This is a genomic window from Aliiglaciecola sp. 2_MG-2023, assembly GCF_030548145.1.
GTDB lineage: Bacteria > Pseudomonadota > Gammaproteobacteria > Enterobacterales > Alteromonadaceae > Aliiglaciecola > Aliiglaciecola lipolytica_A.
Genome location: NZ_JAUORY010000007.1, coordinates 77,316 through 99,436 on the forward strand (window position 1 = coordinate 77,316; position 22,121 = coordinate 99,436).

Here is a 22,121-nt window from a genome sequence, read left to right on the forward strand (position 1 = left end):
ATTGATTCAATACCATTGTTAAACAGATTTCAAAACTAAGTCTAAAACAATTACTGACCGTACCTATTTGTTCATATATCATAAGGCTATAAAACATGGATATTACAATAAGATCGGAGTACTCACTATGAAGACCTTGGTTAGCCTCATTAGCTTTCTCGCTATTTTACTTGTTGCACTACCTGGCCCGTTATACAAATATGGAATTTTAGAGCTCGGTCCAGCTTTTACAGCATTGCGCTACGGAGTTTTCGCCGGTGTTGGGGCAATTATTCTGATTTTAATTCAAGTGATTTTTTTACGTAAAAACATCAGTTGGGCAAGTGTAACAGTATCTGCTGTTTTGGCATTAGTTGCCGTTGGTTTACCCCTTAGCATTATGAATAAAGCTAAATCTGTACCTCCGATTCATGATATTTCAACTGATCTTAGCAATCCTCCTCAATTTATCGCCATAGCAGACTTACGTGCAGATGCGCCTAATCCAGTTGAGTACGCCGGTGAAGAAACGGCTAAACAACAACGAGAAGCCTACCCGCAATTAACCCCTCAAACATTCTCTCAGCCTAGTTTGCAAGTCTTCAGTGCTACAGAAGCTGCCATTAAAGATTTAGGTTGGGAATTGGTTAATGCTGACAAAACATTAGGTATTATTGAAGCAACAGATACTACAGCCTGGTTTGGCTTCAAAGATGATGTGGTTGTTCGCATTGCTAGTAAAGGACCAGACACCATTGTTGATATCCGCAGCAAATCCCGTGTTGGTAGAAGTGATCTCGGCAAAAATGCTGAGCGAATTGAACAACTCATCGCTACAATCAATAGTCATCTATAAAACAAATTAAGCCCTCAATATTTCATTTAGATAAAATATTGAGGCTTTTTGTGACGACCAAGATTCCACTAAAACCAAAGAAAAATATATTCTTTCTTATATGCTGTACAATTCTATGTATATAAGGTTTGAAACCTTGCGCTGTGGTTACCTATTTTGGATTTAATTAGATAAACATGAGACGATTTTTAAAGTCAATACAATCGAGGTTAGTGTTACTCATTTTTTTGGTTGCTCTTCCGGGGATATTGGCTCTTGTTTATATGTCAATCCTTGAGCGCGAGCATGCAATTCATGAGGCCCAAGAGGAAGCACTAAAAACGATAGATATCACCACAAATTTTCAATCTTTGTTGATTAAAAGAACTGAGAAATTTTTAAAGCACCTAGCGACATTTAGCGCGGTGTTAACGCCAGATTCAGCTGAATGTAGCGCGTTGTTAGCCGATATAGTAAAAATTAAAGATACCTACATAAACATTGGTGTACCAAACGCTAGTGGGGAGTTGGTATGTAACGCTAAACCACTCAAGCAACCGATAAATGTCGCTGACCGTGCTTATATCCAACAAGCCATGGTAAATAAACAATTTTCGATTGGTGAATATCAAGTAGATAGAGCAGCGAAAGTAGCCAGTATTAACTTTGCGTATCCCGTCTTAAATCCGCAAAATAATGATGTCATTGGAGCTGCGGTAGCCGTGCTCTCGCTTGATTGGTGGAGTAAACAACTTTCCGATTCTCGTTTACCGCCAAATTCAGTAGCGTACATAACGGATCATGAACAAAAAATACTGGCCGCCTTTCCTGCTGATGCTAACTTACTGGGTTCGGATATTTCAATTATTCAAGGTAATCTGAAAAAATACGATTCTACTTTTAAGGTCGATAACCAACAGCGAATTTTTGTTAAAAAGCCACTATTCAATGATAGTGAAGTTATTAATATTCTCGTCGGTATTCCTTTCGGAGAAGAGCTTAACGCGATCAATTCACGTTTAATCATCACTGGTATTGTGCTACTTCTGATTGTATTTTTAATGATTATCATCGCCAGTTGGGGTATTCAAAAGACTTTAGTTATCCCGTTAAGAAACCTGTTGCAATCAACAAAAGATTTAGAGTTGGGTAAAGATATCGCAGATATACCTGAGCAAGGTTCATCTGAGCTTATAGAATTGCAACACCGCTTTATGCTGATGGCCAAAACTCGTTTAAACGCTGAAAGACAACTGCAAGAAAGTCAACAATCCCTATTAAAAAGTGAAAAACAGTTTTCTGAACACATAAAGAATACCCCACTTGGCTGCATTTCTTGGGATAAAAACCTTATTTGTACTAAGTGGAACAAATCTGCAGAAAATATTTTTGGTTATACTGCGAATGAAGCAATAGGTAGACATGCCTCAGATCTTATTTTACTACCCGAATTAGAAGAAGAACTCATCAATGTTTATCAGTTACTGCTAGATCAAAAAGGAGGCAGATGTAATACCAATGAGAACTTCACTAAAAACCGCAACGTTATAATTTGTGAATGGCACAGTACACCAATCTTAAATGAATTCGGTACTGTTATTGGCGTAACTTCGCTGGTCCAAGATGTGACCAAAAATAAGCAGATTGAAGAACAGCTCAAGTTAGCTGCCAGTGTTTTCTCCCATGCCCGCGAAGGCATCATTATCACCGATATTAAGGGAGATATAATCGACGTCAATCAAACCTTCGTCAATATAACAGGGTATTCACGAGAAGAAGTTTTAGGTAAAAATCCAAGCATTCTAAAATCAGATAAACAATCTGCAGATTTCTATCAAAAGCTGTGGAAAGCAATTTCAGAATACGGTTTTTGGTGCGGAGAAATCTGGAATAAACGTAAGAATAATGATGTTTATGCCCAACTGCTAACCATTAGCGCCGTAAATGATGCCAATGGTAATGTAAAAAATTATGTGGCTATATTTACCGATATTTCCGAGTTTAAAGAGCAGCAAAATAAACTTGAGCACATGGCCCATTACGATGTTTTAACTAACCTCCCCAATCGCACATTATTGGCAGACCGGTTAAGGCAGGCAATTTCCCAAAGCAAACGCAATCAGAGATTATTGGCTGTCGTATTTTTGGATTTGGATGGGTTTAAAGAAGTAAACGATACCCATGGGCACAGTTTTGGTGATGACTTGTTAGTGGTTATTGCATCTCGACTAAAAGAGGCCATGCGAGATTGCGACACATTATCACGCTTCGGTGGTGATGAATTTGTTGCCGTATTAGCAGATTTGGAGCAATTACAAGATTTCCAACCGATCATAAACCGGATGTTAAAAGCCGCTTGCGTACCAGTAACTTTAGGCAATATCACCCTAAAAGTCTCAGCAAGTATAGGTGTTACTTTGTACCCTGCCGACCAGACCGACGCCGACCAACTTATTCGTCATGCTGACCAAGCAATGTATTTGGCCAAGCAAAAAGGCAAAAACTGCTACCACCTATTTGATATCAAATCTGAAGATGCTATCAAGGTGCGTCATGAAAGGTTACAAAATATTCGAACCGCGTTAGACAACCGCGAGTTTGTGCTGTTTTACCAGCCTAAAGTAAATATGAGAACCGGAGAAGTTATTGGCGCCGAAGCATTAATTCGTTGGCAGCATCCTGAGCTAGGACTACTGTCTCCGGCGGAGTTTTTACCTTTCATTGAGAACCATCAGCTGAGCATAGACGTTGGCGAATGGGTAATTGAGGAAGCGTTACAGCAAATAGGTAAATGGCAAAAAGATGATCTTGTGATCCCTGTTAGCGTCAACATTGGTGCACTGCAGATTCAGCAGAATAATTTTGCTGAGCGGCTAGGAAAGCTACTACTTGCCTATCCTGATATTGCACCCAACTTATTACAACTAGAAGTCTTAGAGACCAGTGCTTTAGAAGATCTGTTAGATGCGTCAGAGACAATGAAAAACTGTATAAATTTAGGGGTGAGTTTTGCGATTGATGACTTTGGAACCGGTTATTCTTCACTCACTTATTTAAGAAGATTACCTGCCAACTTAATCAAAATAGATCAAATCTTTGTGCGAGACATGTTAATCGATCCTGACGACAGAGCCATAGTCGCGGGTATAGTCGCCCTGGCTAAATCTTTCAATCGGAATGTTATTGCCGAAGGAGTAGAGACTGTTGCCCACGGCGTTACGTTACTTCAACTTGGTTGTGACCTAGCACAAGGTTATGGTATTGCCCGACCAATGCCAGCTCAGGATATAGTTGCATGGACGGCGCAATGGAATACTGAGCAAATATGGCAAACATGGGTAACTGACAATAAAAGCTAACAAAGACTTCAGTAGAGCTAAAATCGAAACTCGATTTTAGCTCTACTGGTAGATTTAGCTGGTTCTTAGGGTTTTCTAGCCAGAAAAATAGTATGCCTGCTTCCCTTACCTTGCCGCGCTCTCACTACACGGGTATCAACATCAAAACCAGCATCTTTTAAACGCACGCTGAACAGATAATCAGGACCTGCCGACCAAACCGCTAGCATCCCCTTAGGTCGTAATACCTGATAGATATCTTGAATTCCCTGTATTGAATAAATCCAATTATTATTGGCATGAGTAAGCCCTTCAGGACCATTATCAACATCCAGTAAAATAGCATCAAAGGTCGGTTTATTAGTTGATAACAGCGCTTTAACATCGCCCACTACCACTTTAGTGCGAGGATCATCGAGTGGACGCTTAGCACATTCTCCTAATGGCCCCTGATTCCAGACAACCACTTCAGGAACTAATTCAGCTACCGTAACTTGTGCTGACAAGGGTACAGCTTTTAGGGCTTCTGCGAGTGTGTACCCCATGCCTAACCCACCCACTAATACTTGAGCATCATCAACTGACTTTAAATAAGCACAGCCTAGCTTAGAAAGCTCTTTCTCTGAATTATAGACTCGACTATTCATCAGTTCGCCACGAATACCTGACAAACGTATTGAAAATTCATCACCTCGTTGCGATAGTTTCATTTCACCGCCACCATTAGGGATATTGGCCGTGCCTAACTGGGTCCATGGGATCATGAATTGCCCTTAAAAAAATATTCTGAAAACAAACCCACAGATTAACATAATTATACGGTTAACTAATTACAACAATGCTGCTTGTAAACAATTAATGCATTCCAGCTAATTCCCAGTTAAATTAATACATAATCAATTGATTAAGTATTTGTTATGGATTTGTCTAAAATAGTAGGCAAATTATTGAGAACTTTAATAAGAGAACTAAATGAATAAACCGCGAATTAAAAAAATTGCGCAAGCAAGTGTCATATTACCTTTGTCGATATCTTTTGTTTTAGCTTGTTCAAACAATAGTATGCAAGATGATTCTAGTAGTCCTGTCTCATCCGTTGCTAATGTTCCTGCAACCAAATTTGATTTATCTAATTGGAAAATTACCGTGCCGGTGGACATCGACAACAATGGCAAAATTGATGAAATCGACGTGGCTGAAATGCAAACCTATGTTCACCCTGATTTTTTCTATTTAGATGAAAATGGCGGCATGGTTTTCGCGACTCCGAATAAAGCAATCACCACTGCTTCATCAAGTAATACGCGTAGCGAACTACGCCAAACCTTTCGAGGTGTAAATAAAAAAATTAAGACTAAAGCTCCGGGAAATAACTTTGCTTTGGCAGCCCATCCTTTAGCCTCTAAATTTGCTGCTATTGGCAGTAAAGTAGATGCAACACTAAAAGTAGATCATGTAGCCCTGCGGGCCAAAAACCCCGACACACCTGCTGCATTTTCAGTGGTAGTGGGTCAAATTCATGCGGTGAAAGATGACAAGGTAATCGCTAAAAATCAAGGTTTTGGCTGGGGTAATGAACCGATAAAAATCTATTTTAAAAAGTGGCCAAATCATCAAAAAGGCTCTGTTTTTTGGAATTATGAGCGCAACTTGGCAAAAACTGATCCGAATCGCACCGATATTGCCTATCCAGTATGGGGAAATACTTGGGAAAACCCAAATGAACCTGGAAATACTGGCATCGCATTAGGAGAAGAATTTAGCTATAGCATCAATGTGTACGAAAATACCATGTACCTAACCTTTAGCGCAGAAGGCAAAGACGATGTTAAATACGAGATAAACCTCGCTAATAATATTGACGCTTACGGAAAGATTGACCCGAAAGATAATCCACTAGGTTATGCTGGTGACTCTCATTACTTTAAAGCCGGAGCGTATAACCAATGCAGCACAAAAGACCAAGCAGGCACTCTTTGGTATGCAGGATGTTTAGGAACTGGGGATTGGCAAACGGACAAAATGAATGGTGACTATACCCAAGTGACTTTTAGTAAGCTGACATTAAGTTCACCGGAAGCCCGTTAAACGAGAGTGAGTCCAATAGTTACCTCCGCGGTGCACAAGGTGCAGTGGGGCAAGCGCATGTTTCAGTAACCGGAAACATGCGCTAAAACCTAACGAAAATACGGTTAATTAAGAAAGTCTTCTAAAAACCACGCTGACAATTCATGTCGACCTTGTAAGTTGCTTTTCGAATATAAGCTAGAGGCTTGTTGCCTAACAGTGGCCTCTTTCGTGTCCCTAACGGAGGCAATTTCTTTTAAGCTTAAACCTTTTAAAATAAGTATCGCTACCTGCTGCTCTCCAACTGTCAAACCCCAGTCATTAAACTGCGCCTGAATAACCTGAGCATAATGTTTACGTTCGCTAGCGATTTCTCCGCTGAGCGTCTGAATTTGTATATTGGCATCTTTAAGTTTTGTCGCTAAGCGGTTTAATGATCTAGAACGTAACCGCAAATCATGGATGAGAAGTAAAGCTGCAATGGCCGAAACAATAACAATTATGCTTTCCCCTAACACATGCCAAATAGGCACATTTAATTGTATATCAACAAAGACATCCATCGCATTGAGTATCATGATGGTAATTAGCACTAAAATGATAATTCGATCTTTCATTTACTCTCCAACTCTCTAAATTTAATACCAATTCCGGTTATATCGAACATATGTTCGATGCCAAGTCCTACATGTGTTTATTGTTCCATAACCGATTAACATCAATAATTTGCGCACTGACCTAACCAGTAAGCAGCGCAAAATAATGTTTTATCTATCAGCAATCCCAAAACCACTTTTCATATTATTTTTTATTTGGCCTTCATCTATTTTTGCCGCGCAGTTGACACTCAATGATGTATTAAATGCTGCGTTAGAGATTCACCAACAGGATAACAAACAAAATCTGTTAAAGGGTAAAATTGAACAACCTTCTGATTCTTGGTTTGCTAGTCCTCCTACGGTTGGACTTTTATATATGCACAACCAGCAAAGCCTAGGTTCTAAAGAAACAGAAATCAGTTTAAACTTAGCAATTAAATCACGTTTACAGACTGACATTGACCAGCAATTAAAAAGTACTGCTCCCTTAATTCAGCGCCATGCGTTGCAACAACAAGCGCTATTCTTATCTGGGCTGATCCGCTTCACAATTTGGGAATATAAACTCGAATATGTTTACCGTGAACAAGCGCAGCAAAAACTCAAAGTGCTAAATAGGTTACTAAGCCATTACGAACAACTCGAACAAGCTGGTAACACCCCTTCATACCTAACCTTACTCGTAAAACAAGAACGTATTCAGGTTCAACTCGCTTTGTTAACACATCAAAATAGAACCCAAACCTTATTGGCACAATACACTGAGCTTACTGGTTTACATGCACTACCCGATAATACCAATGAAACCGTCTACAATAAAAATCTAGATGTGCTTAACATGCATCCTGACGTGCAGGCATTAGATGCAATTTGGCAGTTAAATATTGCCCTACTTAATGGGGCTTCAAATCATGCTAAACCTTGGAACCTTTCAATTTTTGCTAAGCAGAACGAAACCGCAGGGATCACTGACAAGCAAATAGGCCTAGGCGTTGAAATCCCTTTGTCGGTAGGCAACAACTATACAGCTACTCAGTATAACGAATTTATAGCCGCTCAATCTCAATACGCGATGGAAAAGAAACAGACGCAGCAACTAATTCGGCAATCCATCAGCGATGCAGCCGCCCAGCTGGAAATTAGTAAAGCACGGCAAACACTGCTTAATCAATCTTTGCAGATAACCCAGAAACTACAGCCAACCTTAGATAAATTGCTGACATCCAATATAACCGATCAAGAGTGGATCTTAAGAAGGACGCTAGAGATTGTCGAAATTCAAGGGCAATACGCCATAAATCAAATTAATTTGGCCAAAAATATAGCCACCCTTAATCAAGCAGCAGGAAAATCTTTATGAAAGGTTTCGTAAAATCTATCTTTATTGCCACCAGTTTACTGGTTATCACTTCCACTTCGGCAGAACAGTTTAGTCTTGATGTAAAAGATCTCAACAATTTAGCGCTGCAGACAAAACGGGTAGAACAAATAAATGAATATGCAGGTCGCCCTACTCTGGGTGAAGTGTCAGAATTGCCGGGGCAAGCTTACACTGTCCGTTCACCTTTAACGGCTCAGCAAGTACGATTTCTGCACCCTGTAGGCACTAAGCTCAATATTGGAGTGGATTTTGTTGAACTAAGTGGTCCGGAAGTACATCACTATTATAGCCAGTATCAGGTAAAAAAATCGTTGTTTGAACTTACTCAGCAACAGTATGAAAAAAATAGAAAATTATTTGCTCAGTCTGCTATCTCTCAACAGGCCTGGCTTGACATCACTCACGCCTATTTCGCAGCTAAGCTAGAGTATGATGAAGTGCAGCACTTTTTTGAGTTAGTTGCCCGCTTTAATGACGAAACAGAAACGTTAACCTTAAAAACACCAATCAAGGGCGTAGTGCAATACACTAGATTTGAATCGCTGACAGAAGGCAGCGTAATTGCTAAGGTCACTCCTTTAGAAAGCATCAGGTTGAGTTTTAATATTACTAACAAGGAAGCAAAAAACCTGGCTTACTTATCCGCATCAAACTCTCAGTGTAAGTTAAACATAAGTAGTATCGAACTTGTTACCGCGGGACTTTCTAGCAAGGTTTGGAGCGACCCCTTGAACACTGAATGTCCTTACAATTTAGGGCAGAACTTGTCAGTCACGCCATTTTTTAAGCAGCACGCTTATTTAGTTCCCAAACAATCGGTTTTTTCGATGAACGGAGCCCAGTTTGTATTTGTGAAATCAGGTAATCAATTAACCGCAGTTAAAGTCACGCTCGTTAGCAGTGCTGCTGAAAATTATACAGTCACTAGTCAAGAATCACTTATTAACAGTCATCTACTCATCAGCTCCGTGAGCGCTGCTCAAGGTATACTGCTCGGGCTGGGGGAATGAATAATGTTATCTAATTTGATTCGATTATCCCTTAGCCAGCGGATTTTCATTCTACTAATGGCGGTAGGAGTCATGCTCACCGGCATTGTCTCGTGGATGAATATCCCTATAGACGCGTTCCCTGACATTTCGCCTACCCAAGTTAAAGTAATACTGAAAGCGCCAGGAATGACAGCTGAGGAAATAGAAGCGCAGGTGACTCTCCCCGTAGAGACAGAGTTATTGGGGATCCCTGACCAACAAGTATTGCGATCGACCACCAAGTACGCAATTACCGACATTACCCTTGATTTTGTTGAGGGCACTGATATTTACTGGGCTAGACAACAAGTGGCGGAACGCCTAAACAATATTTGGACTTCGCTGCCCGCAGATCTTGAAGGCGGTATTGCACCGATGAGTACACCTTTGAGTGAAATGTTTATGTTTTCACTGGAAAATCCGCAGCTAAGTTTACTTGAACGCAGACAAATACTGGAGTGGGAGATTCGGCCCTTACTTAGAACCATAGATGGTGTCGCCGACGTAAATATATTGGGTGGCTTTGCGAAAACTTATCAGATCACACCAGATCCGGTAAAGCTAGCAACTTTAGGCTTAACCTTAAACCAATTAGCTCAACAGATTCAAGCAAACAATTTGAACGGGAATATTGGTCGTTTAGATATAGGTAACGACGCGCTAATTATTCGTGGTGAAGGACGCATAGATACCTTAGATCAACTTCGAGACATGGGAATCAGTAACCGTCTTCAACAGTCTATTAGATTATCTGATGTGGCGGATGTTAGCGTGGGTCATTTAACCCGTTATGGTTCTGTTACCCGCAATGGTGAAGAAACCACTGAAGCCATCGTTATATCGCTGAAAAATGCCAATACGGCAAGAGTAATAGAAGGCGTTAGTGAAAAGTTAAAACAAATTGAAACGAGCCTACCTACTGGCTCACAAATAAACGTTTTTTATAATCGTAAGAACTTAATCGACACAGCAATAGGAACCATTCAAGAAGCATTATTGATTGCCGTGATATTGGTGATTATTGTGTTAACTTTGTTTTTAGGAAATATTCGAGCCGCACTAGTTGTATCCATGATCTTACCCCTTGCCGCGTTGAGCACATTTTGGCTGATGAATAGTGTCAATATGTCGGCCAATTTAATGAGCCTAGGCGGTCTGGTTATCGCAATCGGTATGCTTGTAGATGCTTCCGTAGTCGTCGTCGAAAATGTTGTTAATCAGCTAAGTAAAAAAAACCACTTACCCAAGTTACATCTGGTTTTTCGAGCCTGTAAAGATGTTGCCGTACCCGTGGTTTCCGGCACAATCATAGTGATAATAGTGTTTTCGCCTTTACTGACACTGACCGGTTTGGAAGGTAAATTGTTTAAGCCCGTGGCGATGACGATTGTATTTGCGATGTTTTGTGCACTGCTGTTATCACTAACCGTTATTCCAGCACTGGCCTCAATATTAATTAAACAACATGATTCCGCTGAGCCTAGTTTTGTAACCACACTCAAAGCCAATTATCGCACCACCTTATCTAAAACGTTAGCCCGCCCTGCTCCGCTAATTATCGGCATACTGTTAGCATTAATCGCTAGTGCCGTGCAGTTCGTATATTTAGGTAAAACCTTTATGCCTGTGCTCGATGAAGGCGACATAATTGTACAGCTTGAAAAAACGCCAAACATAACGTTAACGGCTTCCACGGAACTGGATATACAAATTCAAAATGCACTGCTTGAACAGGTGCCTGAAATAAGCCAAATCGTCGCCAGAGTCGGTGCCGACGAAATAGGTTTGGATCCAATGAGCTTGAATGAAACAGATGTTTTTATGGAATTAATCCCACCAGCACAATGGCGATTCAGTTCTAAATCAAAGTTAGTCGACGCCATTCGAGATGTGCTAAAACAGTTTCCCGGTATTAACTTTGGATTCACCCAACCTATTCAAATGCGAGTTTCAGAAATGCTTACTGGCAGCACAGGAGATGTAACCATTAAGGTGTTTGGACAGGATTTAACCGAGTTAGCTAAATTGGCCTCACGTATCTCCGAAATAACTAAGTCCACTGCGGGGAGTGTTGATGTCAATACTGCGGTCACCGAAGGAGGTGAGTTTTTAAATATTCGTCTCAAACCAGAAATTGCGCAGCGCTATGCCATGAGCATTACCGAATTGTCGAGTTATTTACGTTCACAATTCGAAACTGTTGCAATATCAGAAATAATTCAGGGCAAACGTAAAACCCCTGTCGTATTCGCTACTTCTGCTAGCTCTGCAATGCGTCCAGGCACATTACACGAGATCAAAAACAATCTAATTTTGTTACCAGATGCTAGCTTAGTACCTCTGCATGAAATCGCTGAAATAAGCTTTAAGCAAGGACCTATTTTAGTTGAACGAGAAAACAGTAATCGTTTTTCAGTGGTAACCACCAACGTGTCTGGGCGCGATATAGTGGGTTTTGTCGAAGAGTTAAAAAAGACCCTTGCCAACACACTGGAACTGCCGTCTGGTTACGTACTTAGTTTTGGTGGTGAGTTCGAAAACCAACAACGAGCCACCAATAACCTTATGATGGTTGTGCCCATTTCATTACTGCTGATTTTAATCATCCTGTTTACTACTTTTGGTTCGTTAGCAAAATCTGCACTTATTTTAGTAAATATCCCCTTTGCCGTGATGGGCGGAATTTTCGCTTTATTTATTAGTGGCCAATATTTGTCCGTTCCCGCATCGGTGGGCTTTATCGCTTTATTGGGAATTGCCGTATTAAATGGGGTGGTAATGGTAAGCTACTTTGAACAAACAAAAATGGAGATTAGCGACACTCTCATCCGCATTATTGATGGAGCAACTCGACGTTTAAGACCAGTATTGATGACAGCGATGACTGCCATGTTTGGGCTAGCTCCACTAGTCTTCGCATCAGGTCCTGGCGCAGAAATTCAAAAACCACTAGCCATTGTTGTGATTGGAGGCTTATTTACCTCTACCCTAACCACTTTGTATTTATTACCTGTGTTGTATAATTGGATGGAGCGTCGAAATGCAAAAACAAAATAATATTCAATTGCTTATAGCGATTGTGCCACAACAATTAAAGGATAATTTAGTAGATACTTTAATTGGTTTAGAGGCCTTATCGGGTTTTAGCTTAAGCAAAATTCAAGGCTATAGTCGTGAGAATCATCAATACAATATTCAAGAACAAGTTGAAGGCTATAGGGATTTCTATCGATTTGAACTATTGCATAACCCAGCCCACTACCAAGAACTGTTAGCACATATTAAACAAGTTTGTGCTAACAGCCATATCCGCTTTTGGTGTGTTCCTGTTATTGATGGCGGGACTTTATAGAAAGCAGTAGAAAAAACACTTTTTCATATCAAGCATTGCCGGTGGTCAAAAACACGTTATGAATAATCGTTGGAATGTAGATTTAATTTTTTAATGTTGGCTAGAAAATTTAAGTAGCTGTTTAGCAGTTAATGGTTTACTAAAATAAAATCCTTGCACCAAATCACAACCTAAATCTTTCAAAATAGTAAGTTGTGGCTCCGTTTCTACACCTTCGGCAACCACAGTTAGCCCGAGGCTATTTGCCATGGCAATGGTCGCTTTAACTAAGTCACAATCTGACTTGTTTAATGTGATCCCATGAATAAAACTGCGGTCTATTTTAAGAACATTAAAAGGATACTGCCTTAAATAACTTAATGATGAATATCCCGTCCCGAAATCGTCTTGAGATAATTTAATTCCTAAAGCACTGATTTCAGCAATGGATTCATGAATGTAAGATTGACCATTCATTAACACCCCTTCGGTAATTTCAAGCTCTAAACATTCTGCACTAATTTGCGTAACCTCTAATGCCTTTTTAAGGCTCGAGAGTAACCCCTGCTCTCGAAATTGACGAGGTGACAAATTAATTGCCATTGTATAAAACTGTTGATCGCAAATTTGCCAATGTTTTAAAAAAGCTAGAGCTTGATTGATCACAAACTCACCGACAGGCACAATTAATCCAGTATGTTCGGCAATTGGAATAAACTCGCCGGGTGTGACCTCGCCCAATGACGGGTTATGCCAGCGCAGCAATGCTTCTGCACCCACAATTGCATTATTGTTTATCTCGAATTTAGGCTGATAATACACTTCAAACTCACCACGCTCGAGAGCAACATGCATCTGCTCTTCGATTTCAAAACGGCGTTGCATAACCTTATTCATTTCGCTGGTAAAAAATGAAAAAGTATTCCTTCCTAATGCTTTAGCTTGGTACATTGCCGTATCGGCGTTGCGCAATAAATCAGATGCGCTATTGCCGTTTTCTGGGTAAACGGCTATGCCAATACTTAACGTTAAAATTAATTCTCTTCCAGCTAACTGGAATGGCTTTCTAAAGGTTTTTAGTAAGTTCTCAGCAATGGCTAACGCATCATTTGGTTCAGCTAAACCTTTCAATAAAACGATAAATTCATCACCACCTAAACGCCCAACGGTGTCTTCTTTTCGTACAACTTGTTTTAATCGGTTGGCAGCACTGATTAATAGTTTGTCACCGATTTCATGACCCAAAGAGTCGTTTACTTTTTTAAAGTCGTCTAAGTCAATGAAAATGACCACGGCTTTTTGATCGTTTCGTTTAGCTTCAATGAGGATTTGAGACAATCGGTCCAGGGCTAAAAAACGATTAGGCAATAAAGTAAGACTATCAAAATAGGCTTGATGACGAATTAATTCTGCCGATTTATGCTGTTCAGTAATATCGCGTATAACAACCATTACCTGTTTATATTCGCTCAGATAGGCCAACCTTGCTTCAAAATATGAAATGCCCTGTGGCATAGTGAGATCATATTCAAAGCTAATCATCTCCCGCTGTTCTATCACTTTTTCAATGTACGTCTGAAATTTGCTGGTAACTTCCTCAGGCATAACATCCGCCATGTTTTTGCCAATAAATTGCTGAGGAGAAACATAGAGATTTTCTTGTTTACTGGCATGATAATCAATAATGGTCCCGTCTTTTTGCATCAAAAAGAATAGATCTGGAATAGCTTCAAAAATGGTTTCTAGCATGTGTTCTTTGAACAATGCCTGGGCTTCAGCTTTTCTGATATCCGTCAGATCAATATCAACACAGTACATTTGTTTATTACCGTATTGATTGGTGAACATTACATGGCTTGAAAACACCGATACTTCAGCGCCACTTTTATGCTGCAAGGTAATCTCGGCCGCCGGAATCTCGACACCTTGATTGAGCCAATTTCCATGGGCCTCAACCACTCCTTCTCGCATATAGGGTGGAATGATTAAGTCTTCTAATTTTTGTCCGGTCGCTTCTTGCTTGGAATAACCATAAAGTACCTCACTGCCTTCATTCCAATAGATAACTCTGCGATCATCATCATAGCCTTGCACAGAAATCACTTTAACGGCGTCAAACAATTGGTGAAGCGGATCATTGAGCTCATATTGATGAGACAATGTTTTGCTTATTTTGCCTGTTTTGTTTGAACTCATTTTCGCGAATATTCCCAATTACACAGCTTTCCCCTAATAGTAGAACGAAACAATTAAATTAACACTAATAAAGCCAAACCATTTCATTGGGATTGTTGAAAATTGTGTAGCTTAAATCGCGCAAAACTCAGTTTGTCATATCCTTTATTTACTCCGCCGCGAGAAGGCTACCAAGCACGTAAACCAGAGGCGCATTCCAGTTAATTGCTACTTCATTACTTGCGTAGCTGCACCAGTCATCAACATAGCTACCAGCAGCAAAGTTGTTTGCATAATCGCATTTATCTTGTTGTCCTGGTTGTGGCCCTCCCGCAAGCATGCCGGGTACAGGTTCGTCGATTTTGTCACCGGCAGAAATACGGTGATGAGGATTTTGTGGGCTGATGTCACCAAACCCGGTTAAAAAAGAATAGCCTGTGGGATTGCGACCGAATACAAAATTGAGATTACCTTGGGCAACTTGACGATACTTTTCGTCGCCGGTAATTCGAAATGCGTTCAGCAACATAATCGCTTTATTTAAAACAACCGAATTACTTCCCCAAACATAATCGTCTGAGTTCATCGCCACACCGTAACCATTATTTTCATATATTTGTAAACTTGCTTCAGCGTAGTCAATCAGCTGAGATTGCAGCTTTTGAAAATCGATAGACGTTAAAGACGGCTTCCCTTCTCTGACAAGGCTAAAGTAACCCAACGCTGCCACATTGCTCCAATCGGGCTCTTTAAGAGGTTTGTTGTATTGTTGAAATGCGTGCAAATACTTTGCATTCTTTGTGGCTAAAAACAACTCTGCTCCAGCCCATGCAAATTCATCTGAAAAATCATTATCACCATATTCACCGCTGCTGACATCTGCAGGTTGTTGATATACGTAATTCGGATGGGCCATCGCCCAACGCCATGCTTTTTGCGCACTTGCTAACCATGTATCCAACTGTTCTGGATTCTCTGAAAACAACGGACGTAAAATTCGACTCGCTGCTGCAAGCGTGGCTGCGTAATCCAGTGCTGCGGATGTTGAGAAACCAATTACATAACGATCTGCGTTGTCATCTGCCGGCATATCTTTACCCGGCCACTGCAAGGTAGTGAGTTTATGATAAACCGCACCTTCATCATTTTGCATAGTATGCAGCCACTCAAGGTTCCACATAAGTTCATCAACAATATCGGGAAGCTGATTATTAGACTCAGGAATCTCCAAAGCAAGATTGTGGTAATAATTAGGATTATCAGCATAGGCGGCTAACAAAGTATAAGTTGCGATACTGGCATTCACGGTATATTTACCGTAGTCACCTGCGTCATACCACCCCTTCGGTGAACTGATGGTACTGAAGGCGGGTTGACTAGGACTGGCAGCAGAAGGATGCACAATGACGTTTTGATCAAGGTGACCTGCTTGGCGTTGAAATTTGCCTGCATAGGGTTCTGTTAAGGCCATTCCAGCGCGATTAAAATAAAAATATTTCAATGCTGCCTTATGTGCCAGTTGATTAATCTGGCTATCAATTTTTATTTGCCGTGAGAGTTCAACGCCTTCACCAACTTGCTTAATCGTTAAGCTATAAGTACCGGGTTGAGAAAATTCCGAAAAATCAGCAAATTTAAACTTATCAGGCCCTTGCGCTGACCAGCTTTTGGACTCGCTCAATGGGCCATCAAACACAGTGTCACCACGCAAATTTTGTAACCTAAACGATGTCTCTTGGGTGTTTGGCACAATTGCACCTTTTTCACCCTTTACAAAATATCCCAGTTGATTAATCTGAATTACTTGGTCGGGCTGCTGTGTTGCTATTGCATTGGCGGGCTGAGGGGGGATATCGGCTGTTTTACAGCCAATTAAAACCGAAGTTACGGTGTAACAGATTAAACTAGACAACAGTGTTTTTTGATTAAATTTAAGCATTTAGTCCCCTTAATTAATAGGCGATAAAATAAATTCATTACAAGTAAAAAGGTTTTATTCAAGCCTCTTCAAAAAATGAATCAACCGCAATTAAAGCCTAAATACAAATCGTTGGTATTTTGGCTTTCCTAAAACAAGATATGAAAGAATGAAGTAATAACGAAATTTCTACCAGAGCGCTTCTTTGCTTTTTCTTAAAATGCGATTCCGAAAAAACCTATTTCATTGGCAGGCTGATTAAATCCAGGTGAAAAATTGATACGCCATTGGCGCTAGAAATGATGAGAATATCGCAGCAATGATCAATGCAACTGAACTAAATGCGGTATCCTCTGAAGAGTGTTTTACAGTGGCGGAAGTGCCAATAGCATGTGAGAGACTTCCTACGATAATTCCTCTTTGCACAGACTCGTTTACGCCCAACAATTTGAAGATTGGGTAGAAAAGAATAGCGCCTGTTAATCCTGCGAATAACCCTAAAACAATCACGATTGAAGTTTGTCCGTTTAGACTCCCGCTAATCTCAAGGGCAATGGGTGTGGTGATGGATTTAACTAAAAGGGATGCTAAAAGAGGTGCAGGAGCATCAAACAACCAAGCAACAAAGCCGGTAAATAGCACTGCCAATGAACAGCTTGCTAAACACGACAGTAAAATAAACTTCATGTTGGAGCGAATCTGCGGTAGCTGTTCATACAACGGATAAGCAAAGGCTACCACTGCGGCTTGCATAAAGTAGTTTATCCAATTGGTTTGCGCGTAATAAGTTTCAAAGGGAACGTCCAACACTAAAAGAATAGCAATAATGGCAATCATACTGATCAATAAAGAATTTAAAAAAGGAATTTTGATTCGATGTAAAAAGTACACCGATAGTAAATAAACCACTAGGGTTAGTGCTATCCACATTATTGATGTTCCTTAGCCTTGAGTTGTTTAAATAGCAAACTCAATATTACCGCGACAACAATATTAGACGCTATTGTACAGGCCAATATTAATCCTATTTGCTGGTACATTAGCTCAAAGTAATTCATTAATCCGACAGCAATAGGAATGAAAAACAACAACATGTGTTTTAGCATTAATTTAGCACCGTCTTCCATCAATCGAACCGGAATAACGCCAACTGATAAGCAAAAAAATAATAACAACATTCCGATGATACTGCCCGGTAAGGAAATGCCAGACAAAGCTTGAAGGGTAATTCCTACCCACAAAAACAAAAAAATGATGGCGATGGAAAAGAAAACCTTAAGAATCGTACTTAACACGCTGATTTAATGCCATTTAATAGTAGATTTACAAATAATACCAGATTGCGGCCTCAATTCTGCGTAAAGTATAAAATTTAATGTTGATGAAATGCCTTAAAAAGCATAACAGAAGATAAAGACAGAAATCGCCTATTGCTGCCAAATCCAAATTACCCTGGCGCTAAACACTTTTCTAATAACCAGCCCATTTTTGCAACAATTGTTGTTCTATCCCCTGATTATTCCAATATACCTTATAGGTGAATCTCAATTCTTAGTTAGCACCAAAATGGCAAAACCAACTATTACTTTTGGTCATCTATATAGCCAAATGAGATAACGTTGGCTTAAAATCAGCATTTGAATAGATGAAAGATAGTGGTATATTTTTATGTATTCATGAATTTACTTCATAGAAATTAATCACAATATGTTGGATCGCAATCATCTCACTATTATTAAGGCTGTTGCTGAGACAGGTACCGTTACCCAAGCAGCCTCGCAGTTGTGTTTAACTCAGTCAGCACTTAGTCACGCCATTAAGAAAGTTGAGCTTCACTATCAAGTACAAGTTTGGCAAAAAGAAGGCCGAAAGCTACGCCTTACCCAAGCAGGTAACCAATTACTTAACCTTGCCAACCGTTTGCTGCCACAGTTTGAATATGCAGAACAACAACTTGAACAAATAGCCCATGGCAAAAAAGGCATATTACGCATTGGAATGGAATGCCACCCTTGTTATCAATGGTTGTTGAAAACTGTCAAACCTTTTTTGGCTCAGTGTGAAGGAGTAGATGTAGATGTACGGCAAAAATTTCAGTTCGGCGGTTTAAGTGCTTTATTGGGCTATGAGATAGATTTATTGATTACACCCGATCCCTTATTCCACCATAATGTGCGCTATACGCCGGTATTCGATTACGAACACGCTCTGGTCGTTTCAGGACAATCTCCCTTAGCTGAATTGCAACAACTTAATCCTGAAGATTTAAGCGAACAAACCTTAATTACTTACCCAGTGGAAGCCAGTCGCCTGGATATTTTCAGCCATTTTTTGACCCCCGCAGGTGCCAGCGTTAAACAGCATAAAATTATTGAGAATACTGAGATAATGCTGCAAATGGTAGCCGCAAATCGAGGCGTTGCAGCGCTACCGCGATGGTTAATTGAAGAATACCAACAGCATATGGATATAAAGCCAATATCATTGATCAGTCCGACTGCCAAAAATGGTATTCAGAAATCGATACACTTGGGTATTCGAGAAAATGAAACGCCACCAGAGTATTTGAATAGATTTATGGAATTATCCAAACGAGTGAAAGTAACCTAAACCGAGTCGGTCGAACAAGTAGCGTTTACAGAAAAATCATCGCAAAATAACGGCATTTCAATCAACCTGAAAATTTACATAAATCCTTTAACCTTGAGTGTTACTTCCCCCATTTTTTTACAGATCGGCGAAATTTCGTCCGGCAAAATCTAAATAGCCCGATCTTCGCACCCTAAAAAATACCATCATCTGTACTTTTTCAGATAACTATGCGGAATATTTACAATAAACATCACCTAAATACGATTATTTGCCGTAAAACTAAACAAATCAGTTGACGAAAAATCGTTTGTAAAAGAAACTATTGTTAACATTTTGTTATTAATTAGTTGCTTTAAAATTAATGACGGTACAAAAAGCCACCAAAGGAGTCGTATCTTGGTACTAAATCACTTATGGGGTATTTATACTCACCCAAAAGAAGAATGGCATGCAATTGACGAAAGGCATGAAAGCTACTTCTACAGTCTGAGTCACATATGCATCATTTCACTCATTCCTGCTATTTTGAGTTATTACTCTTCCTATCATTTGGGCTGGAGTATTGGTGTTGGAGAAGTTATTAAATTAGATCAGATGTCTGCCGCATCTTTGGGTATAGGCATGTATTTTGGCTTAATTGCAGGGGTCATTGCCCTGGCTATTATCATTTATGAACTTGCCAAAGTGTTCGATTCTAACCCAAGTTATACACAGTCGTTAGAACTAGCTGCGTATACTGCAACTCCGCTATTTATGTGTGGATTTGCAGCGTTTTATCCTGCGCTTTGGTTTGTTATGGTGGTAGCCTTTATCGGTATCTCCTACTCTATTTACTTGTTGTATTCAGGTGTGCCCATCATGTTGCATATACCTGAAGATAAAGGTTTTATATATTCTAGTGCGGTGGTTACCGGTGGCCTTATTCTTCTTGTAGTACTGATGGTAGGTTCGGTGCTGTTGTGGAGTGTAATCGGGGACCCCGTATTTACTCACTAAATTTTAAACGCTCATAAAAAAACCGCGAAACCTTTACAGTTACGCGGTTTTTTATTTTCTATGACTAATTAACAGCTATTGCTAATTAAAGCGCGTCAGAATTCTCTGCAAGATACTTAGCAACACCTTCTGGAGATGCATCCATACCTTTTTTACCTTCTTGCCAGCCTGCAGGACAAACTTCACCGTGCTCTTCATGGAAGTTCAAAGCATCAACCATGCGCAACATTTCGTCAACGTTACGGCCTAGTGGCAAGTCGTTCACGACTTGGTGACGTACGTTACCTTCAGCATCGATTAAGAAAGAACCACGGAAAGCAACGCCCGCGTCAGGATGCTCTACATCATACGCTTGGCAAATTTCATGTTTAGTATCAGCTACCAAAGTATATTTCACTGGACCAATACCGCCTTCATTAACTGGGGTATTACGCCATGCGTTATGGCTAAATTGTGAATCGATTGAAACACCGATAACTTCTACGCCACGCTTAGTAAATTCTTCATAACGTTTATCAAACGCGATCAACTCTGACGGGCAAACGAAAGTGAAATCTAAAGGATAGAAAAAGATAACGGCTTTTTTACCTTTAATATTTTCGCTAAGGGTGAAACTATCAACAATCTCTCCGCTTCCAAGAACTGCTGCTGCAGTGAAATCTGGTGCTGGACGACCAACTAGTACACTCATTTTTTTCTCCATTTATTAGTGAAAGCATTTATAAACGCAAATGCATGTTCGATTAACGATTTAAAAACCTTGTAAGCACAATATAAGACTAGAATAATAAAACCCAAGGAAAACAATAAACTTTTTTTAATTAAATCGACAAAAAACAGTATTCACGATTCTATCCCCTGCTATCAATCACTTTTTAAAACAATGTATAACAAATAAGCAAATTAGCTATTGAAAAAGATACAAATAACAACTATTATCATTTGCATGAAGATTGAGGTGTAATTAAATGTACGTTTGTTTGTGTCACGGCATTACTGATAAAGCTATTGCAAAAGCTGTCCGCGAGGACGGTATTGGAAGCACTCGAGAATTGCGCGCCAAATTTGGTGTCGGCAGCCAGTGCGGTCGTTGTATACAAATGGCACAAGATATCATTGACACAACTATTATCGATGAAAGCCTGTTCAAAGAAGTCAGTTAAAACAAATTTAAATCACAAAAAAGGAGCATTACGCTCCTTTTTTAGTTTTTAATCTAGCTTAAAATAAAACTTAGCTTTCTTTGTCTTGCTCAGCATTTTTTTCTGCAGTCTGTTTAATCAAAGGCTGCAATTCACCCTGCTGAAACATTTCCATTATAATGTCACACCCGCCAACTAGCTCGCCATCAACCCATAACTGTGGGAATGTTGGCCAATCTGCATATTTTGGTAATTCGGCACGAATGTCAGGGTTTTGCAAAATATCAACATACGCAAATTGCTCTCCACAAGACATTAGGGCTTGAGAAGCCTGTGAAGAAAAACCGCAACTTGGCAGCTTCGGAGACCCTTTCATATACAATAAGATTGGGTTTTCATTAATTTGTTGTTTGATTTTCTCTACAGTGTCCATTTTACCACTCTCTAAATTAAGTTAATTTGAATATGGGTGTTAGTTTACCTGTTTCAAGCGCTGCTTTCCAAAAGGTTTGCTAAATTACGCAGATTTGTCACAATCATTGGAAATACTTGAATAAATGCAAATTCATAAATAATCTAACGACTTCGTAAAAAGTATTTGTAATTCGGGTTGATAATTAGCATCTTATCCCCAGATCATCATTTATAAATCATAGTATTACAGTAGAATGAAAGCCTTTATTGAGGCTTTACATTCTAAAAATTCACGCTAGCATTTAGCCTGAAAGTAATTTAAT

General features: G+C 39.8%; 18 protein-coding genes. 10 read left to right on the forward strand and 8 right to left on the reverse strand.

The features are described from left to right. Nucleotides 1-127: 127 nt before the first annotated feature. Together Q4567_RS09195 and Q4567_RS09200 are read left to right on the forward strand one after the other, a co-directional pair. Nucleotides 128-835, forward strand: a complete 708-nt coding sequence (locus tag Q4567_RS09195; RefSeq protein ID WP_216050353.1) for a DUF1499 domain-containing protein — start codon at nt 128-130, stop codon at nt 833-835. 263 nt (nt 836-1,098) lie between these two features. After that, the gene (locus Q4567_RS09200) at nt 1,099-4,173 is read left to right on the forward strand and encodes an EAL domain-containing protein (protein ID WP_368509180.1); all 3,075 of its coding nucleotides are present in this window, start codon (nt 1,099-1,101) and stop codon (nt 4,171-4,173) included. A gap of 65 nt (nt 4,174-4,238) precedes the next feature. Here the strand turns inward: Q4567_RS09200 and Q4567_RS09205 are convergent, their stop codons facing one another. Further along, nucleotides 4,239-4,916, reverse strand: a complete 678-nt coding sequence (locus tag Q4567_RS09205; RefSeq protein ID WP_216050352.1) for a spermidine synthase — start codon at nt 4,914-4,916, stop codon at nt 4,239-4,241. A 298-nt stretch (nt 4,917-5,214) separates the two neighbouring features. Between Q4567_RS09205 and Q4567_RS09210 the strand changes: the two genes are divergently transcribed. Continuing rightward, complete coding sequence (locus tag Q4567_RS09210) at nt 5,215-6,240, forward strand: polysaccharide lyase family 7 protein (RefSeq protein ID WP_252729414.1); 1,026 nt, start codon at nt 5,215-5,217, stop codon at nt 6,238-6,240. A 104-nt stretch (nt 6,241-6,344) separates the two neighbouring features. On the opposite strand, the gene Q4567_RS09215 is transcribed toward Q4567_RS09210, so the two are convergent. Further along, nucleotides 6,345-6,836, reverse strand: coding sequence for a LuxR C-terminal-related transcriptional regulator (locus Q4567_RS09215; RefSeq protein ID WP_216050350.1), 492 nt, complete (start codon nt 6,834-6,836; stop codon nt 6,345-6,347). 145 nt (nt 6,837-6,981) lie between these two features. On the opposite strand from Q4567_RS09215, the gene Q4567_RS09220 reads away from it, so the two are divergent. The 4 genes from Q4567_RS09220 to Q4567_RS09235 are packed head-to-tail and all read left to right on the forward strand — an operon-like array spanning nt 6,982 to nt 12,582. Next, the gene (locus Q4567_RS09220; RefSeq protein ID WP_303500177.1) at nt 6,982-8,178 is read left to right on the forward strand and encodes a hypothetical protein; all 1,197 of its coding nucleotides are present in this window, start codon (nt 6,982-6,984) and stop codon (nt 8,176-8,178) included. Continuing rightward, nucleotides 8,175-9,209 carry a hypothetical protein gene (locus Q4567_RS09225; protein ID WP_216050348.1) on the forward strand — a complete coding sequence of 345 codons (1,035 nt, stop codon included), beginning with the start codon at nt 8,175-8,177 and terminating at the stop codon, nt 9,207-9,209. Before Q4567_RS09220 ends, Q4567_RS09225 begins: the two co-directional genes overlap by 4 nt. Nucleotides 9,210-9,212: 3 nt before the next feature. Then, nucleotides 9,213-12,287, forward strand: a complete 3,075-nt coding sequence (locus tag Q4567_RS09230; RefSeq protein ID WP_303500178.1) for an efflux RND transporter permease subunit — start codon at nt 9,213-9,215, stop codon at nt 12,285-12,287. Further along, nucleotides 12,271-12,582, forward strand: a complete 312-nt coding sequence (locus Q4567_RS09235) for a DUF3240 family protein (RefSeq protein ID WP_216050346.1) — start codon at nt 12,271-12,273, stop codon at nt 12,580-12,582. The genes Q4567_RS09230 and Q4567_RS09235 overlap by 17 nt, the downstream gene beginning before the upstream one ends. A 90-nt stretch (nt 12,583-12,672) precedes the next feature. Here the strand turns inward: Q4567_RS09235 and Q4567_RS09240 are convergent, their stop codons facing one another. The 4 genes from Q4567_RS09240 to Q4567_RS09255 form a co-directional block, all read right to left on the reverse strand. Beyond that, complete coding sequence (locus Q4567_RS09240; RefSeq protein ID WP_303500179.1) at nt 12,673-14,757, reverse strand: EAL domain-containing protein; 2,085 nt, start codon at nt 14,755-14,757, stop codon at nt 12,673-12,675. Between the two features lie 148 nt (nt 14,758-14,905). Beyond that, a complete protein-coding gene (locus tag Q4567_RS09245; protein ID WP_303500180.1) occupies nt 14,906-16,675 on the reverse strand; it encodes a glycoside hydrolase family 9 protein in 1,770 nt (589 codons plus the stop codon). Between the two features lie 237 nt (nt 16,676-16,912). Then, entirely contained in the window at nt 16,913-17,584 is a 672-nt protein-coding gene (locus tag Q4567_RS09250) for an LrgB family protein (RefSeq protein WP_303500181.1), read from the reverse strand. Next, entirely contained in the window at nt 17,584-17,949 is a 366-nt protein-coding gene (locus Q4567_RS09255; protein ID WP_216050342.1) for a CidA/LrgA family protein, read from the reverse strand. Before Q4567_RS09255 ends, Q4567_RS09250 begins: the two co-directional genes overlap by 1 nt. A 412-nt stretch (nt 17,950-18,361) precedes the next feature. On the opposite strand from Q4567_RS09255, the gene Q4567_RS09260 reads away from it, so the two are divergent. Together Q4567_RS09260 and Q4567_RS09265 are read left to right on the forward strand one after the other, a co-directional pair. Further along, entirely contained in the window at nt 18,362-19,264 is a 903-nt protein-coding gene (locus tag Q4567_RS09260; RefSeq protein WP_216050341.1) for a LysR family transcriptional regulator, read from the forward strand. A 378-nt stretch (nt 19,265-19,642) separates the two neighbouring features. Then, on the forward strand, nt 19,643-20,242 hold the full coding sequence (locus Q4567_RS09265) for a Yip1 family protein (RefSeq protein ID WP_216050340.1): 600 nt from the start codon (nt 19,643-19,645) through the stop codon (nt 20,240-20,242). An 85-nt stretch (nt 20,243-20,327) separates the two neighbouring features. Here Q4567_RS09265 and Q4567_RS09270 read toward each other — a convergent pair whose 3' ends face one another. Next, nucleotides 20,328-20,933, reverse strand: coding sequence for a peroxiredoxin (locus Q4567_RS09270; RefSeq protein ID WP_216050339.1), 606 nt, complete (start codon nt 20,931-20,933; stop codon nt 20,328-20,330). 277 nt (nt 20,934-21,210) lie between these two features. On the opposite strand from Q4567_RS09270, the gene Q4567_RS09275 reads away from it, so the two are divergent. After that, complete coding sequence (locus Q4567_RS09275; RefSeq protein ID WP_216050338.1) at nt 21,211-21,405, forward strand: bacterioferritin-associated ferredoxin; 195 nt, start codon at nt 21,211-21,213, stop codon at nt 21,403-21,405. Nucleotides 21,406-21,475: 70 nt separating this feature from the next. Here the strand turns inward: Q4567_RS09275 and Q4567_RS09280 are convergent, their stop codons facing one another. Continuing rightward, nucleotides 21,476-21,817, reverse strand: coding sequence for a Grx4 family monothiol glutaredoxin (locus tag Q4567_RS09280; RefSeq protein WP_216050337.1), 342 nt, complete (start codon nt 21,815-21,817; stop codon nt 21,476-21,478). Between the last annotated feature and the right edge of the window lie 304 nt (nt 21,818-22,121).

Bases quoted from the DNA above. Each gene is read 5' to 3' on its own strand.
- Q4567_RS09195 (WP_216050353.1), top strand. From the start codon at position 128: ATGAAGACCTTGGTTAGCCTCATTAGCTTTCTCGCTATTTTACTTGTT.
- Q4567_RS09200 (WP_368509180.1), top strand. From the start codon at position 1,099: ATGTCAATCCTTGAGCGCGAGCATGCAATTCATGAGGCCCAAGAGGAA.
- Q4567_RS09205 (WP_216050352.1), bottom strand. From the start codon at position 4,916: ATGATCCCATGGACCCAGTTAGGCACGGCCAATATCCCTAATGGTGGC.
- Q4567_RS09210 (WP_252729414.1), top strand. From the start codon at position 5,215: ATGCAAGATGATTCTAGTAGTCCTGTCTCATCCGTTGCTAATGTTCCT.
- Q4567_RS09215 (WP_216050350.1), bottom strand. From the start codon at position 6,836: ATGAAAGATCGAATTATCATTTTAGTGCTAATTACCATCATGATACTC.
- Q4567_RS09220 (WP_303500177.1), top strand. From the start codon at position 6,982: ATGTTTTATCTATCAGCAATCCCAAAACCACTTTTCATATTATTTTTT.
- Q4567_RS09225 (WP_216050348.1), top strand. From the start codon at position 8,175: ATGAAAGGTTTCGTAAAATCTATCTTTATTGCCACCAGTTTACTGGTT.
- Q4567_RS09230 (WP_303500178.1), top strand. From the start codon at position 9,213: ATGTTATCTAATTTGATTCGATTATCCCTTAGCCAGCGGATTTTCATT.
- Q4567_RS09235 (WP_216050346.1), top strand. From the start codon at position 12,271: ATGCAAAAACAAAATAATATTCAATTGCTTATAGCGATTGTGCCACAA.
- Q4567_RS09240 (WP_303500179.1), bottom strand. From the start codon at position 14,757: ATGAGTTCAAACAAAACAGGCAAAATAAGCAAAACATTGTCTCATCAA.
- Q4567_RS09245 (WP_303500180.1), bottom strand. From the start codon at position 16,675: ATGCTTAAATTTAATCAAAAAACACTGTTGTCTAGTTTAATCTGTTAC.
- Q4567_RS09250 (WP_303500181.1), bottom strand. From the start codon at position 17,584: ATGTGGATAGCACTAACCCTAGTGGTTTATTTACTATCGGTGTACTTT.
- Q4567_RS09260 (WP_216050341.1), top strand. From the start codon at position 18,362: ATGTTGGATCGCAATCATCTCACTATTATTAAGGCTGTTGCTGAGACA.
- Q4567_RS09270 (WP_216050339.1), bottom strand. From the start codon at position 20,933: ATGAGTGTACTAGTTGGTCGTCCAGCACCAGATTTCACTGCAGCAGCA.
- Q4567_RS09275 (WP_216050338.1), top strand. From the start codon at position 21,211: ATGTACGTTTGTTTGTGTCACGGCATTACTGATAAAGCTATTGCAAAA.
- Q4567_RS09280 (WP_216050337.1), bottom strand. From the start codon at position 21,817: ATGGACACTGTAGAGAAAATCAAACAACAAATTAATGAAAACCCAATC.